A 14708-nucleotide genomic window follows, 5' to 3' on the forward strand; every position below is an offset into this window, starting at 1 on the left:
CTGTTATGAAAAAAATATTGATAGTAGATGACGAGCCAAACATTGTAATGTCTTTAGAATATACTTTCAAGAAAAACAATTTTGAGGTATTCATTGCACGCGACGGGCAGGAGGCGCTTGATATTTTAAAAAGCCACCTACCTGATGTAATAATACTGGATGTTATGATGCCGCATGTGGATGGCTACGCAACACTGGAACAGATAAAAAAAGAGGAAAGGCTTAGTGGTTGCAGGGTAATTTTCCTTTCTGCAAAAAATAAGGAAAATGATATAGAAAAAGGCCTTGCACTTGGTGCAGATCTTTACATGACTAAACCCTTTTCTATCAAAAAGCTGATTGAACAGGTAAACGAACTGATTACCTGAACCAGTACAAACAACAACAACAAAACCAACACAAATGAACTATAATGAATTTTATAACAACAGCATAGCTGACCCTGCCGGTTTTTGGCAGGAACAGGCTAATGCAATAGCATGGTTTAAAAAACCAACAGAAATACTTTCTGAAGATGATTCAGGTTACCCGCTGTGGTTTAAAGACGGCGAGCTGAACATGTGTTACCTTGCTGTAGACAAACATATAGAAGATGGGTATGGAGACGAAACCGCCCTTATATACGACTCGCCTGTAACACAAACAATAACCTACTACACCTATAATCAGGTGAAGGCAGAAGTAGCAAAACTTGCCGGAGCTATACTCTCACTTGGTTTTAGTAAGGGTGATACGGCAATAATATATATGCCCATGATACCACAAACTGCTTTCGCCATGCTGGCATGTGCAAGGCTTGGCATAACACATTCAGTAGTATTTGGTGGTTTTGCACCGCACGAGCTTGCAATACGTATAGACGATTGCAGGCCAAAACTTATCCTTACGGCTTCATCAGGAATAGAAGTAGATAAGCTGATTGCCTATAAACCACTTGTTGATGAAGCAATAGACCTTGCCGAACATAAACCCGAAAAAGTAATAATTTTCAACAGGAAGCTGGGTGCTAAAATTCCTTTCAGGGAGTATGATGTAGACTATGAAACACTGGTTAATTCCTCTGCCGAAGCAGGATATGAAATTCTGAATTCCAACCATCCGCTTTATATTTTATACACCTCAGGAACTACAGGAAAACCAAAAGGAATTGTAAGAGATACAGGCGGTTATGCCACGGCACTTAAATTTTCGATGAAATATGTTTATGATGTTGCGGAAGGCGAGGTATATTGGGCAGCATCAGACATGGGCTGGGCTGTAGGGCACAGCTACATATTGTATGGCCCAATGATAAACCGAAACCCTACAGTACTTTTTGAGGGTAAACCTATCCGCACACCCGATGCAGGTACTTTTTGGCGGGTAATAGAGCAGCATAAGGTGCAAACCATGTTTACCGCACCAACTGCGATAAGGGCAATTAAAAAAGAAGACCCGGAAGGGAAGCTGATAAAACAATATAACCTTCGCAGCCTTAAAAACCAGTTTCTTGCAGGTGAACGGTGTGATGTTTCTACACTGGATTGGTACAGGCAGCATATACCCATACCTGTGATAGACCACTGGTGGCAAACAGAGTCCGGCTGGCCTATGGTTGCCAACATGCTTGGTGTAGAGAAAATGTCGGTAAAACCGGGGTCTGCAACCGTTCCGGTATGTGGATATAACCTGAAAATATTTAATGAAAACGGAGAAGAGCTTGGCGCAAATGAAGAAGGTTATGTAGTGGTAAAGCTGCCATTGCCGCCAGGCAATATGCTTGGCCTTTGGGAAGATGAGGCGCGTTTTAAAGCGGGATATTTTACCAAATTTCCGGGATATTACCTTGCGGGTGACGGGGGCTATCGTGATGAGGACGGATATGTATATATTACAGGGCGTATAGATGATGTTATAAATGTGGCAGGGCACAGGCTCTCTACCGCAGAAATGGAAGAAGTTGTAGCATCTCACCCTGCGGTTGCTGAATGTGCCGTAATTGGCGTTACCGATGAGCTGAAAGGGCAGGTGCCTATGGCACTGGTGGTGGTTAAGTCGGGTGTTGAGTATGAGCATTTTCAGCTTGAGTATGAAATAGTGCAGCTTGTAAGAGGGCAGATAGGAGCTGTTGCCTCTATGAAAAATGTTATTGATGTGAAACGGATGCCTAAAACACGCTCAGGCAAAATACTGCGCAAGCTGCTGCGCAGCCTCTTAGATGGTGCAGCATACCAGGTACCGTCAACAATAGATGATGAATCTATTATTGATGAAATACTTACGGATGTAAGCCGATACAGGTCGTCTAAGCATGAAGTATAGTGTGTATAGTATTTTAGCATAAATATATAGGATATAATTTAATACATTGATATATTTACAATTCGTAGAAATTATCTAAATATTTTATAAGATGAGTTATTATCAGGTCAAAAATCTCGAACAATATTTTAAACATTATAATAAATCCATACGCGAACCCAGAAAATTTTGGGAACGCATTGCCGATGAAAACTTTACATGGTACCAAAAATGGGACAAGGTTGTAGAGTTTGATATGCAGGAGGCAAATATCAAATGGTTTTTAAATGCCAAAGTAAATATTACCAAAAACTGCATAGACAGGCATTTGGCAAAACGTGGCGACAAAACAGCCATTATATTTGAACCGAACAACCCTGCCGAAGAAGCACAACACATAACATATAACGAACTGTATGACAGGGTGTGCAAAATGGCAAACGTGCTGCGCGATCAGGGCATAAAGAAGGGAGACAGGGTGTGTATATACCTGCCCATGATACCCGAACTTGCAGTTGCAGTATTGGCCTGTGCCCGTATAGGTGCAATCCACTCCGTTGTATTTGCAGGTTTTTCGGCTTCAGCTGTAACTTCAAGGATAAACGACAGCGGCTGTAAAATGGTTATAACATCTGACGGAGGCTTCCGCGGTAATAAGACGATAGAGCTTAAAAGTATTATTGACGAAGCACTGCAAAAGTGCGAAACAGTAGAAAAAGTACTTGTTGTTAAGCGTACAGGCTCTGAAGTTAAGATGAAAGAAGGTCGTGATATATGGTTACAACCACTACTTGACGAAGCAATGGCTAATAACGTTGCCGAGATTATGGATGCCGAAGACCCGCTGTTTATATTATATACATCCGGCTCTACAGGCAAACCTAAAGGTATGCTGCATACTACAGCCGGTTATATGGTATATTCGGCATACACTTTCAAAAACATATTTGCCTATGAAGAAAATGATGTGTACTGGTGTACTGCCGACATAGGCTGGATTACCGGACATTCTTATATCGTTTACGGCCCGTTGCTTAACGGAGCTACAACCGTTATTTTTGAAGGCATTCCGTCATATCCTGATTTCGGGCGTTTCTGGGAAGTGATAGACAAGCATAAAGTTACTCAGTTCTATACCGCACCAACTGCAATACGTTCCCTGGCAAAAGAAAACTGGGAATGGGTAGATAAATACGACCTGTCTACACTAAAAGTAATAGGTTCTGTAGGCGAACCAATTAACGAAGAAGCATGGCACTGGTATAACGACCATGTTGGCAAGAAAAAATCACCAATAGTAGATACTTGGTGGCAAACCGAAACGGGAGGTATCATGATATCGCCACTACCATTTGTAACACCAACCAAACCTACTTATGCAACTTTGCCGTTACCGGGTGTGCAACCTGTACTTATGGATGAAAAGCGTAACGAGATTGAAGGTAACCAGGTAGTGGGCAGCCTTTGTATAAAATTCCCGTGGCCGGGAATGGCGCGCAGCATCTGGGGCGACCACCAAAGGTTTAAAGAAACCTACTTTTCTACCTTCCCGGGTAAATATTTTACCGGTGACGGGGCGCTCCGTGATGAGGTAGGCTATTACCGTATTACAGGACGCGTAGATGATGTGGTTATAGTATCGGGCCACAACCTGGGCACAGCTCCTATAGAAGATGCTATTAATGAGCATCCGGCTGTGGCAGAATCAGCTATAGTTGGCTTCCCGCACGATGTAAAAGGTAATGCGCTGTACGGCTTTATTATCTTAAAAGAATCAGGCGAAGGCAGAGACAGGGAAAACCTGAAGAAAGAAATTAATGAACATATCTCAAGCCATATTGGGCCTATCGCCAAACTTGATAAAATACAATTTGTATCAGGGTTGCCGAAAACACGTTCAGGTAAAATCATGAGGCGTATCCTCAGGAAAATAGCTGAAGGCGATTTTTCAAACTTCGGTGATACGACCACATTACTGAATCCTGAAATTGTAGAGGAAATAAAAGAAGGAAAACTATAATAACAAACACTAACTATTTTCTGAAACAGCCCATTACAGGGCTGTTTTTTTATGGATTTGATTTTGTTTAAGCATATAATTATATTCTTTAAACCTAATCTTAAAATAGGAAGGATATTGTTTTTATATTGATATATTTGTCTATTAGTATCTTCACTGCAATATGTCATCATCTCACTTTTCAGATTCAGGAATAACAATGGCCCTAGAGGCCTCCGGTATTGGTATATGGCAGTTATCGGTTTCATCAGGTAAAATGCATATTAATGCAGTAGCCGCAACGCTTTTCGGGCTATCAGGAGAAAGTGAGGTACATTATACCGATATACTCAGGCATACCCATCCGAGGGATGCCGGCGAAGCACTCGCAACATGGGAATCGTTTATAGCACTTGCCCATGGCGACATAGAATTTAAATACCGCCTTTCGCAGCAGTTAGAAGGTAAAAGACTGCTCATAAGGGGAAAATTCTATAGAGAAGGTGAAAACATAATTGCCTCTGGTACCGTTCAGCAAATCCGTAACAGTAACTTCTTTGAGCCACAGGTTGGGCAATACGATCTTAAGGCTATTATAGCCGAAGCCCCTCTGGCAGTAGCTTTATATGTAGGCAGGGAACTGATAATTGGTATTGCAAATGATGTAATGCTCAGTTATTGGGGTAAAGACCGCTCTGTTATTGGCACAACGCTCGAAGAAGCCGTCCCTGAACTCGAAGGTCAGCCTTTCCTTCAGATACTTGATAATGTTTTTACAACTGGTACTATTTACCAGGTATCTGAAGCACCTGCAAAGCTGGCTCTTAACGGCGTACTGGATGTGTATTATTTCGACTTTACCTACAAACCTATGTATGATGAGAGAGGTGAAATATATGCCATCCTTAATACTGCGGTAAATGTTACCGACAGGGTTATAGCCAAGCGTAAAAGGCAGGAATCGGAGTTAAAGATCAGGGCAATAATAGAACAGAGCCCTGTTGCCATTGCTTTTTTAAGCGGAAAAGAAATGATAATTGAGGTTGGGAATGACAGGATATTCGAACTTTGGGGCAAGGGTAGTGGCGTTACCGGTATGGCTTTAGCAGAAGCATTGCCGGAAGTGAAAGACCAGGGCTTTATAGACCTTTTGGAAAATGTTTATACCACAGGCGAAACATTTTATGGTTATGATTACCCTGCAAAGCTTATGCATGGCGGCGAGCTGAAAGATTTTTATTTCGATTTTACCTATTCTGCACTGCGTGATGAAGCAGGAAACATTAATGGTGTTTTAATACTTGCCATGGATGTTACACAAAGACTTAATAATATCAGGAAATTACAGGAAAGCGAATCACAGATAAGGGCAATTGTAAACTCTGCACCGGCAGCTATGGCGGTTTTCAGGGGTAAAGACCTTATAATAGATGTTACCAATAAAGCATTTCAGGATATTGTTGGCCGCAAGGAAGACATAACAGGTATGCCGCTGCTTGAAGCCATGCCCGAGATGACAGGCCAAAAGTCAATAGACCTTATGCATCATGTTCTTAAAACAGGCGAAAAAGTTCACAACTATGCCCGCCAGGTAGATATAGTTAAGCATGGGGTAATGACGCATAACTATTATAATGTGAGTTACACGCCACTTTTTGATGCTGACGGTAATGTTACTGCCGTTCTTGATGTTGCCATTGATGTTACCGAAGCCATGAAAGTACGCCAGGCCATAGAGGAAGCCGAAGCTTCACTTCGCGGGGCAATAGAGCTTGCCGAACTGGGTACATGGAGTTTTTATCCGGAAAGCAGTATGGTTACCTATTCTGAAAGGATGTTGCAATGGTTTGGTTTTGATGGCAAAACGGTAAATTTAGAACAGGTATTGGAAGTAATACATGCAAAAGACCGTGAACGGATTGCTGCCGCTGTAGAAAAAGCGCTTCAGCCGGGTTCTGACAGGCATTATGATGAAGAATATACCGTTGTAAACCGTTTAAACGGTAGAGAGCGTATACTGCACGCACAAGGGAGGGCCTATTTTAAAGAGGATGGCAAACCCTATTTGCTGACAGGTACTGCACAGGATATAACAGCACAAAAGAAACTGCAACTGGAACTGGAGAACCAGGTTAAAGAGCGGACAGAAGAGCTGCAACGTGCCAATATAGAGCTTGAGGAAGCCAACCTGAGGCTTGTACATTCTAATGAGGAGCTGGCGCAATATGCTTATGTGGCGAGCCATGACCTGCAGGAGCCATTGCGAAAAATCAGTATATTTTCTAATCTTCTTAAAGATAAGGATACCGAAGGCAGGCATGCCTCTGTGGTAAATAAAATAATAAAGTCGTCCGAAAGGATGTCGTTGCTTATTAAGGATCTACTGGAGTTTTCGAGGCTTTTAAACCCGGATGTGCGTTTTGCACAGGTAAACCTTACGGAGATAGTAAAAGCGGTTATTGGTGACTTTGAGCTGCTTATAGAGGAAAAGTCGGCTAAGGTTAGTTATGAAAACCTCGTTGAAATTGAGGCTGTACCACTACAAATGAACCAGCTTTTTTATAACCTGATAAGCAATGCCCTTAAATTTGTACCAAAAGAAAGACAGCCGCTTATTAGCATTAGCTGTAAAATAGCTGACCCGGACACTATAAAAGACCACATTAGCCATGCAGAACCCGGTGTTACCTACTATATTTTCACGGTTAAAGATAACGGCATTGGTATAAGTGGGCAATATGCCAAGCAGGTTTTTGAAGTATTTAAAAGACTGCACGGGCGGGAGGAATACTCCGGGTCGGGTATAGGGCTGGCAATATGCAGGCGCATTGCTAACAACCACAACGGTGCCATATTTATAGAATCAGAGCCTGGTGTGGGCACGTCATTTCATATATTACTTCCTGAAAAACAAAAGCAATAACATATGAAACCTTTTTTTGCCGAACTGTTTCAGTACACATTTCATTTTAATGATAAGGTAACCGATGCGCTAATTGCCGGCAGTATTGTGCCCATACACGAAAAAGCCCTTATGCTGCTTAACCACACTATTAATGCCCACGAAATATGGAATGCACGTATTAACGGCAGCGAGTGCCACACGCAGGTTTGGGAAATGCGCCCCATAGACAAGCTAAAGGCAATTAACGCGCAAAACTATAATGATACACTTGCTATACTTGAAACTGCCGACCTTGAAACGGTTATCAGTTACACCAACAGCAAGGGGCAGCCGTTTACCAACACGGTAAAGGATATACTTTTTCATGTAATTAACCACAGCACTTACCACAGGGGGCAAATAGCTACCAATTGTAAAGAAAATGGCATTATGCCATTGGTAAGCGATTATATTTTTTACAAGAGGGATTTGGAGGTGTGAAAAATAAGTGGTTGTATAATTTGTACAATTTATCTTAAAAGGTATTTTTGTCAAATTATTATTACCAATTCAACCTTTAATCAATGAAAAAGAATTACTTATTATTTATTGCTTTATTAGCAACATACTTAGCAAATGCACAGGCACCATTTATTACAACCTGGAATATTTTGAGCGGCGATACTGTAATTATTCCTGTTGTTGAAGATGATGCCATACCTGATAGTTATACTATTGATTTTGGAGATGGTACAATTCTTACCAATCAATCAGGGGAGGTTTCTCATACATACGCAAACGGAGGTATATATACTGTAACAATGTCAGGAAACTTTACTAGAATAAAATTTCAGGTTGAAAGTACAAATACCTGCCTTAAATTGTTAACAATAGAGCAATGGGGAGATATACAGTGGACAAGTATGGAAAGGGCATTTAACTATTGTAGTAATCTAGTTGTGAATGCAGATGATATTCCTGACTTAAGCAATGTAACAAACATGTCATATATCTTCGCAAATACAACTATGAATCAATCCATAGATGGCTGGGACGTTTCTAATGTAACAAATATGGAAGGCGCCTTTTGGAATAGTAGTTACAATCAACCATTAAATAATTGGGATGTGTCAAACGTAACGAATATGAATGGAATGTTCCAAAGTAATTTATATTTTAACCAGCCTTTAAATAACTGGGATGTTTCAAATGTTACTGGTATGAAAAGAATGTTTCAAGGTTGCCAACAATTTAATCAGCCGTTAGATAACTGGGATGTTTCCAATGTTACTAATATGGAACTCATGTTCGGTAGAGCAATGTCTTTTGATCAGCCGTTGAGTAACTGGAATGTATCAAGCGTTATTAATATGAGAGGTATGTTTGAAGTAACACCATTTAATCATACAATAAATAACTGGAATGTTTCAAGTGTTACTAATATGGAGAATATGTTTTGGTCATGCCAATACTTTAATCAACCTCTCGATAATTGGGACGTTTCTAATGTATCTGATATGTCTAGTATGTTTTATAATTGTATAGCTTTTAACCAACCTTTAAATAACTGGAATGTATCAAATGTGACTGATATGGAGGCTATGTTTTTGAATGCAAATTCTTTTGATTATCCCTTAAATAATTGGGATGTATCAAATGTTACAATAATGGGTGGTATTTTTTATTATGCAACTTCTTTTGACCAAGACATTTCTTCATGGGATTTTAATCAGGGCATTACATTCAATAACGTTTATTACCAAGCTTTTGATTATACGGCTTTTGGTAATTCGAACTTAAGTATTAATAATTATGATAGTTTATTAAACAAATTTAAGGAATTGGGATTGTCAAATAAAAGTATAGGGGCCGAAACGCTAATGTATTGTGACCAAGAAACCAGAAATCATTTAATTAACGAATTAGGATGGATTATTGAAGGTGATAATTTAGCAGAAGATTGTACAGCAGATATTCCCTTGTTTGATGAGAATCAAATATCTATATATCCTAATCCTGTAAATGATTTTCTGTATATAGAAAATAAATCAGATGTTGTTGTTGAAAAAGTTATCATATATAACCTGCAAGGGCGTGAACTAATAAACATAGATGAGAATTTGAGTACTATCAAAGTTGATAATTTAAGTATAGGAGTATATATAGTAAATTTAATAACAGATAGAGGTTCATCAGAATATAAGCTTATCAAAAATTAAGTCAAAGTATATAAAACACCTGCCATTTGGCAGGTGTTTTTTTGTTCAATAATTTTTCCTAACACATTACTGTCAATTCTGTTATTTTCTTACTTTTGATGGCACAAATAAGAGAATCTTTCAAAAAACGTTATGCAATTCAACCGCAAACAATTAACCAATCAACAATTACTCAATCTTTATAAGAAACTGCTAAAGCCCCGTATGATAGAGGAGAAAATGCTCATCCTCATACGCCAGGGCAAAGTTTCCAAATGGTTCAGCGGGATAGGGCAGGAGGCCATATCTGTAGGTGTTACCGCCGTGCTGGATAAAGACGAATATATACTGCCAATGCACCGCAACCTGGGCGTTTTCACAGGGCGCGACATTCCGCTGTACCGCCTGTTCTCGCAATGGCAGGGCAAGGCAAACGGCTTTACCAAGGGCCGCGACCGCTCGTTCCACTTCGGTACGCAGGAGTATAAAATAATAGGTATGATATCGCACCTGGGTCCACAGCTTGGCGTTGCCGATGGTATTGCACTGGCTAACAGGCTACGCAAAAACGGTAAGGTAACCGCCGTATTTACAGGCGAGGGCGCAACAAGTGAGGGCGATTTTCACGAAGCATTAAACATTGCCGCCGTGTGGGACTTACCGGTGCTTTTCATCATAGAAAATAATGGCTACGGGCTTAGTACACCAACCAATGAACAGTACCGCTGCGAGAACCTTGCCGACAAGGGCAAAGGCTACGGTATGGAGAGCTATATTATAGACGGTAACAACATTTTAGAGGTATATACCCAACTAACCGACATAGTGGCTTCTATGCGCGAAAATCCGCGCCCGGTGCTGCTTGAGTTTAAAACTTTCAGGATGCGCGGGCACGAAGAGGCAAGCGGCACAAAATACGTTCCGCAGGAGCTTATGGATATGTGGGCTGCCAAAGACCCTGTAGATAATTATCGCAGCTACCTGATGCAGGAAGGCGTGCTTACCGAAGATATGGATAAGGAAATGCGCGCAGAGCTGAAAAAGGAAATAGATGAAAACTACCAGCAGGCTTCTGCCGAGCCGCCTATTGAAGCAAGCTTAACCGAAGAGTTAAATGATGTTTACAAACCGTATCAATATGAGGAAGTTAAATCTGATGGAGAAGCGGAAAATGTCAGGATGATTGATGCTATTTCGCAAGGGTTAAGGCAAAGCATGCAGCGCCATGAAAACCTTGTAATAATGGGGCAGGACATAGCCGAATATGGCGGGGCATTTAAAATAACAGAAGGCTTTGTTGCCGAGTTTGGCAAAGAGCGCGTGCGCAATACCCCAATTTGCGAATCGGCTATTGTATCTGCGGGTATGGGGCTTTCCATTAACGGCTATAAGTCGGTTATCGAAATGCAGTTTGCCGATTTTGTTTCTACAGGCTTTAACCCGATTGTAAACTATTTAGCCAAAGTGCATTACCGTTGGCAGGAACACGCCGATGTGGTGGTGCGCATGCCTTGCGGGGCAGGGGTACAGGCGGGTCCTTTCCATTCGCAAACCAATGAGGCATGGTTTACCAAAACCCCGGGGTTAAAGGTGGTTTACCCGGCTTTCCCGTATGACGCCAAAGGTTTGCTTGCCACAGCAATAAACGACCCTAACCCTGTAATGTTCTTTGAACACAAGGCACTGTACCGCAGTGTGTATCAGGATGTACCTAAAGATTATTATACGTTACCTTTCGGGCAGGCTGCTTTGCTTAAAGAAGGTGAGGATGTTACTATCATATCTTTTGGGGCGGGAGTTCACTGGGCATTAGAAACGCTGGAAAAGAATCCGCATATAAAAGCCGACCTTATCGACCTGCGCACGTTACAGCCGCTTGACACTGAAACGATATTTAAATCGGTAAAGAAAACAGGCAAGGCTATTGTATTGCAGGAAGACACACTGTTTGGCGGCGTAGCCAGCGATATTTCTGCCATGATAATGGAAGAATGCTTTGAATACCTTGATGGCCCTGTAAAACGTGTAGGCAGCCTTGAAAGCGCCATACCGTTTACCAAAGCGCTGGAAGACCAGTATTTGCCAAAACAACGTTTTGAAGCAGCTTTGCAGGAACTCATAGCTTATTAACTTTACAGATAATTATAATATAAAAGCCCTGCATTTGCAGGGCTTTTGCTGTTTATACCATTATAGATAAAACCATTTGTAATCTTTTTATCACAGTTGTTTTGATATGTATCTTTGCAGTAGAAAAAAAGAAGTTAAATTTATCAGAGAAGCTTATGAGATTTCATACCAGAAAATGGGTTAAACCCGAAGACCTTAACCCCAACGGAACGCTGTTTGGCGGTAAACTGCTTGCCTGGATTGATGAGGAAGCAGCATTATATTCTATTATACAATTAGAAAACCCGCACGTAGTAACCAAATATATGTCAGAGATCAATTTTATGAGTTCAGCAAAGCAGGGCGATATTGTAGAAATCGGTATAGATGTGGTAAAATTCGGTACTACATCTATCACGTTACGTTCTGAAGTACGCAATAAAATGACCCAGGAAAAAATCATTACCGTAGATAATATTACTATGGTTAACCTTGACAGCCTGGGCAGGCCTTCGGCTCATGGTAAAACCAAAATAGAATATGTAGAGGACAGGCTTAAGAAAGCTTAATCTACAGATACATAGTTTGTTTTGTTGTCGTTGCTTGGCAACTCAAAAATTTCAAGGTCAAAATACCGTACCGCGGCAATAACGTGGTCAAATATATCCGCCATGATATATTCATAATTTACCCACCGCTTGTCTGATGTAAAAGCATAAATTTCTACCGGGATGCCTTTTTCGGTAGGCTGCAGGTGGCGGCACATCATCGTTAAATCTTTATTGATTGCAGGGTGATTTTCTACATACTGGCTTATATACTTCCTGAAAAGCCCCAGGTTGGTAAGGTTTCGACCGTTTATGGCTTCCGACTTGTCAATGCTGTTTTGCAGATTGTATTTGTCAATATCACTTTGGCGGTGCTCAATATACGATGAAAGCAATTGTATTTTCCTGAATGAATCAAGTTCTTCTTTACTCACAAACCTTACACTGTTTGCTTTTATCAGTATATGCCTTTTAATGCGCCTGCCGCCGGAGTTTACCATACCCCTCCAGTTGCGGAATGAATCAGAGATAAGGCTGTAGGTAGGCACAGTGGTTGTGGTATTATCAAAATTCCTGACTTTTACAGTGGCAAGGTTAATCTCAATAACATCACCATCGGCTCCATATTTTTCCATGGTTATCCAGTCGCCTATGCGAACCATGTCGTTTACACTTACCTGAATACTGGCAACAAAACCAAGTATGGTATCCTTAAAGATAAGTATTACAACTGCCGAAACCGCACCAAATGTACCAACTATCTTAAGGAATTCTACATTAAACAGTACCATCACCATACCTGTAACGGCAAACGTCCACAGCACGATCATTATAACCTGTATGTAGCTGTCTATGGGCTTATCATTATAAGAAGGCTGTTGCTTAAGATAATCTTTAATAGCATTCAGGGTACTCCTTACAATCCATAGTATCAGGAATATGATAAATATGGTGATACATTTTTCAAAAATGGCTTCCCAATACTTAAAGCGTTCCAGTACTATCGGCGTGGTATGATAAACAAAGAGTAGGGGTACAAGGTGTGCCAAGTATTTTGATACTTTATTTTCAACCAGGAAATCATCAAAAGAGGTTTTAGTGCGTTTGGCAAAAGCGCCAAACGCAACTACTAATATCTTTTTTGATAAAAAATCAAGGAGATAAGCAACAATGCAAATAACAGTAATATTAACAGCAAGGTTGGCATATAAAGCTGAAATGTGGCTAAAATCTATATCCCTGAAAATTTTATAAGCCCAGTTGAATATATCCATCCTTTATTCTGCTTTGGCTTTAAAGTATTTATTCTCAATATAAAATGTCCCAAACGGTACAACAGAAGCTGCACATATAATAAGGAATTTTTTCCACGGCCAGTCCTGCTCAACCTTAAGCATTATTGCCAAAAGTATATAGCCTACAAACAGTAAACCGTGCGCCATGCCCACTATACGTACAGCTTCGGGCATTTCCCAAATGTACTTTAGGGGCATTGCAATAAACAATAGTGCAAGAAGCGAAACACCTTCAAGTGTAGCTATAATTTTAAAAAAACGTGTCATAAATTATAAATTTATGCAAAGGTAATAATCAATGATATTATAGCCATAAAAAAAGCTGTTTGTTTCCAAACAGCCCCTAATTATATAACCGAAGATTGCAATTATTAAAACTCCATGAACGCCTTGTTGTATTCCCTAAGATCGAGCATGTTGTTTTTATTACTTAAATCACTAAAAAGCGATAAAAGATATTCAAGGCTTTCCATATTGTTTTCGCCTGTGTTTTCATTGTCATTCACTACCTCAACACCTTCTTCCATTGGCTCATCGTCAGGTATCGGGATAAGGAAAGCGCCGTTTTCCTCAAGGTGCTCATAAGTAAGGCGGAGTGCTTTTGTTAATACCGGATTTTGCTCGTCCATCGAATATTCACGTAATTTCTTCAGGTCAGCAATAAGTCGTTCTGCATTAAAGCCGTCTTTAAAAAGATCTACCTGCATCTTTTTTATCAGTTTTTGTGCACTCGGATTTTCCACAGTATAAGGTTTTTGTTTTTTGAACTTTTAAGGAATGCAAAAATACTACTTTATACAATTAAATGTTATCATTTTACTGAATTTATTGCACAAACACCATTTTACAGGTACATTTGAAGTACAAACCTGTATATGAGCAAACGCGACCTTAAAAAATATCTTGCCACACTGCCTAAAGAAGAGCTTGAAGAGCAGCTTATGGCACTTTATGATAAATTTCCTGAAGTAAAAACATATTATAACTTTATATTTAACCCCAAAGAAGACAAGCTGGAGCAGGAAGCAAAGCTAAAAATACTCCACGAATATTTTCCGCTTAAGGGTAAACGGGCAAAGCTGCGCCGTTCTACTGCGCAAAAGTATATAAAACATTTTTTAACGCTTGGGGTAGATGCCTACATTACTGCCGATATAATGCTTTATAATATAGAAACTGCACAACGTTATACCGCAAGACGTGAAATTAGATATACGACCTTCTATAAAAGTATGTATAACTCCTATAAACAAGCAGTTGATTATATAACGGCAAACGGAATGGCTGCCGACTTTAAGGAAAGGGTTGAAAAAATTTATCTCGAAGCTATGAGGCATCAATGGGATAACGGTAAAGAATTTGAAAGAATATACGATAATTTCGAATAGCCTGTAA

The 14708-nt window shown here is 40.2% G+C and carries 12 protein-coding genes; 9 read left to right on the forward strand and 3 right to left on the reverse strand.

Going from position 1 to position 14708, the window contains the following annotated elements; all coding sequences use genetic code 11:
* Positions 1 to 5: 5 nt before the first annotated feature.
* The 8 genes from KJK34_RS04555 to KJK34_RS04590 all read left to right on the forward strand — a co-directional run bounded on the left by KJK34_RS04555 (position 6) and on the right by KJK34_RS04590 (position 12039).
* Positions 6 to 368, forward strand: a complete 363-nt coding sequence (locus KJK34_RS04555; RefSeq protein WP_223052669.1) for a response regulator transcription factor — start codon at positions 6 to 8, stop codon at positions 366 to 368.
* Between the two features lie 34 nt (positions 369 to 402).
* Complete coding sequence (locus tag KJK34_RS04560; protein WP_223052670.1) at positions 403 to 2301, forward strand: acetate--CoA ligase; 1899 nt, start codon at positions 403 to 405, stop codon at positions 2299 to 2301.
* Positions 2302 to 2392: 91 nt separating this feature from the next.
* Positions 2393 to 4300 carry an acetate--CoA ligase gene (gene acs, locus KJK34_RS04565; protein ID WP_223052671.1) on the forward strand — a complete coding sequence of 636 codons (1908 nt, stop codon included), beginning with the start codon at positions 2393 to 2395 and terminating at the stop codon, positions 4298 to 4300.
* A gap of 163 nt (positions 4301 to 4463) precedes the next feature.
* Positions 4464 to 7202, forward strand: coding sequence for a PAS domain-containing sensor histidine kinase (locus KJK34_RS04570; protein WP_223052672.1), 2739 nt, complete (start codon positions 4464 to 4466; stop codon positions 7200 to 7202).
* Positions 7203 to 7205: 3 nt separating this feature from the next.
* Positions 7206 to 7664, forward strand: a complete 459-nt coding sequence (locus KJK34_RS04575) for a DinB family protein (RefSeq protein ID WP_223052673.1) — start codon at positions 7206 to 7208, stop codon at positions 7662 to 7664.
* An 83-nt stretch (positions 7665 to 7747) separates the two neighbouring features.
* Positions 7748 to 9382, forward strand: a complete 1635-nt coding sequence (locus KJK34_RS04580) for a BspA family leucine-rich repeat surface protein (protein WP_223052674.1) — start codon at positions 7748 to 7750, stop codon at positions 9380 to 9382.
* A gap of 132 nt (positions 9383 to 9514) precedes the next feature.
* The gene (locus KJK34_RS04585) at positions 9515 to 11491 is read left to right on the forward strand and encodes an alpha-ketoacid dehydrogenase subunit alpha/beta (RefSeq protein ID WP_223052675.1); all 1977 of its coding nucleotides are present in this window, start codon (positions 9515 to 9517) and stop codon (positions 11489 to 11491) included.
* A 155-nt stretch (positions 11492 to 11646) separates the two neighbouring features.
* On the forward strand, positions 11647 to 12039 hold the full coding sequence (locus KJK34_RS04590; protein ID WP_223052676.1) for an acyl-CoA thioesterase: 393 nt from the start codon (positions 11647 to 11649) through the stop codon (positions 12037 to 12039).
* Here KJK34_RS04590 and KJK34_RS04595 read toward each other — a convergent pair.
* The 3 genes from KJK34_RS04595 to KJK34_RS04605 form a co-directional block, all read right to left on the reverse strand.
* A complete protein-coding gene (locus tag KJK34_RS04595) occupies positions 12036 to 13292 on the reverse strand; it encodes a mechanosensitive ion channel family protein (RefSeq protein WP_223052677.1) in 1257 nt (418 codons plus the stop codon). The two genes, KJK34_RS04590 and KJK34_RS04595, sit on opposite strands and share 4 nt — an antisense overlap.
* Positions 13293 to 13295: 3 nt before the next feature.
* Complete coding sequence (locus KJK34_RS04600) at positions 13296 to 13580, reverse strand: DUF3817 domain-containing protein (RefSeq protein ID WP_223052678.1); 285 nt, start codon at positions 13578 to 13580, stop codon at positions 13296 to 13298.
* 104 nt (positions 13581 to 13684) lie between these two features.
* Positions 13685 to 14056, reverse strand: a complete 372-nt coding sequence (locus tag KJK34_RS04605) for a hypothetical protein (protein WP_223052679.1) — start codon at positions 14054 to 14056, stop codon at positions 13685 to 13687.
* Positions 14057 to 14188: 132 nt separating this feature from the next.
* Here KJK34_RS04605 and KJK34_RS04610 point away from each other — a divergent pair, with 132 nt between their 5' ends.
* Positions 14189 to 14701: a DUF6155 family protein gene (locus KJK34_RS04610; protein WP_223052680.1), complete on the forward strand. Its 513-nt coding sequence runs from the start codon at positions 14189 to 14191 to the stop codon at positions 14699 to 14701.
* Positions 14702 to 14708 lie beyond the last annotated feature (7 nt).

Source organism: Flavobacterium coralii (genome assembly GCF_019891545.1).
Taxonomy (GTDB): domain Bacteria; phylum Bacteroidota; class Bacteroidia; order Flavobacteriales; family Flavobacteriaceae; genus Flavobacterium; species Flavobacterium coralii.

Bases quoted from the DNA above. Each gene is read 5' to 3' on its own strand.
- KJK34_RS04555 (WP_223052669.1), top strand. From the start codon at position 6: ATGAAAAAAATATTGATAGTAGATGACGAGCCAAACATTGTAATGTCT.
- KJK34_RS04585 (WP_223052675.1), top strand. From the start codon at position 9,515: ATGCAATTCAACCGCAAACAATTAACCAATCAACAATTACTCAATCTT.
- KJK34_RS04580 (WP_223052674.1), top strand. From the start codon at position 7,748: ATGAAAAAGAATTACTTATTATTTATTGCTTTATTAGCAACATACTTA.
- KJK34_RS04595 (WP_223052677.1), bottom strand. From the start codon at position 13,292: ATGGATATATTCAACTGGGCTTATAAAATTTTCAGGGATATAGATTTT.
- KJK34_RS04590 (WP_223052676.1), top strand. From the start codon at position 11,647: ATGAGATTTCATACCAGAAAATGGGTTAAACCCGAAGACCTTAACCCC.
- KJK34_RS04570 (WP_223052672.1), top strand. From the start codon at position 4,464: ATGTCATCATCTCACTTTTCAGATTCAGGAATAACAATGGCCCTAGAG.
- KJK34_RS04610 (WP_223052680.1), top strand. From the start codon at position 14,189: ATGAGCAAACGCGACCTTAAAAAATATCTTGCCACACTGCCTAAAGAA.
- acs (WP_223052671.1), top strand. From the start codon at position 2,393: ATGAGTTATTATCAGGTCAAAAATCTCGAACAATATTTTAAACATTAT.
- KJK34_RS04575 (WP_223052673.1), top strand. From the start codon at position 7,206: ATGAAACCTTTTTTTGCCGAACTGTTTCAGTACACATTTCATTTTAAT.
- KJK34_RS04600 (WP_223052678.1), bottom strand. From the start codon at position 13,580: ATGACACGTTTTTTTAAAATTATAGCTACACTTGAAGGTGTTTCGCTT.
- KJK34_RS04560 (WP_223052670.1), top strand. From the start codon at position 403: ATGAACTATAATGAATTTTATAACAACAGCATAGCTGACCCTGCCGGT.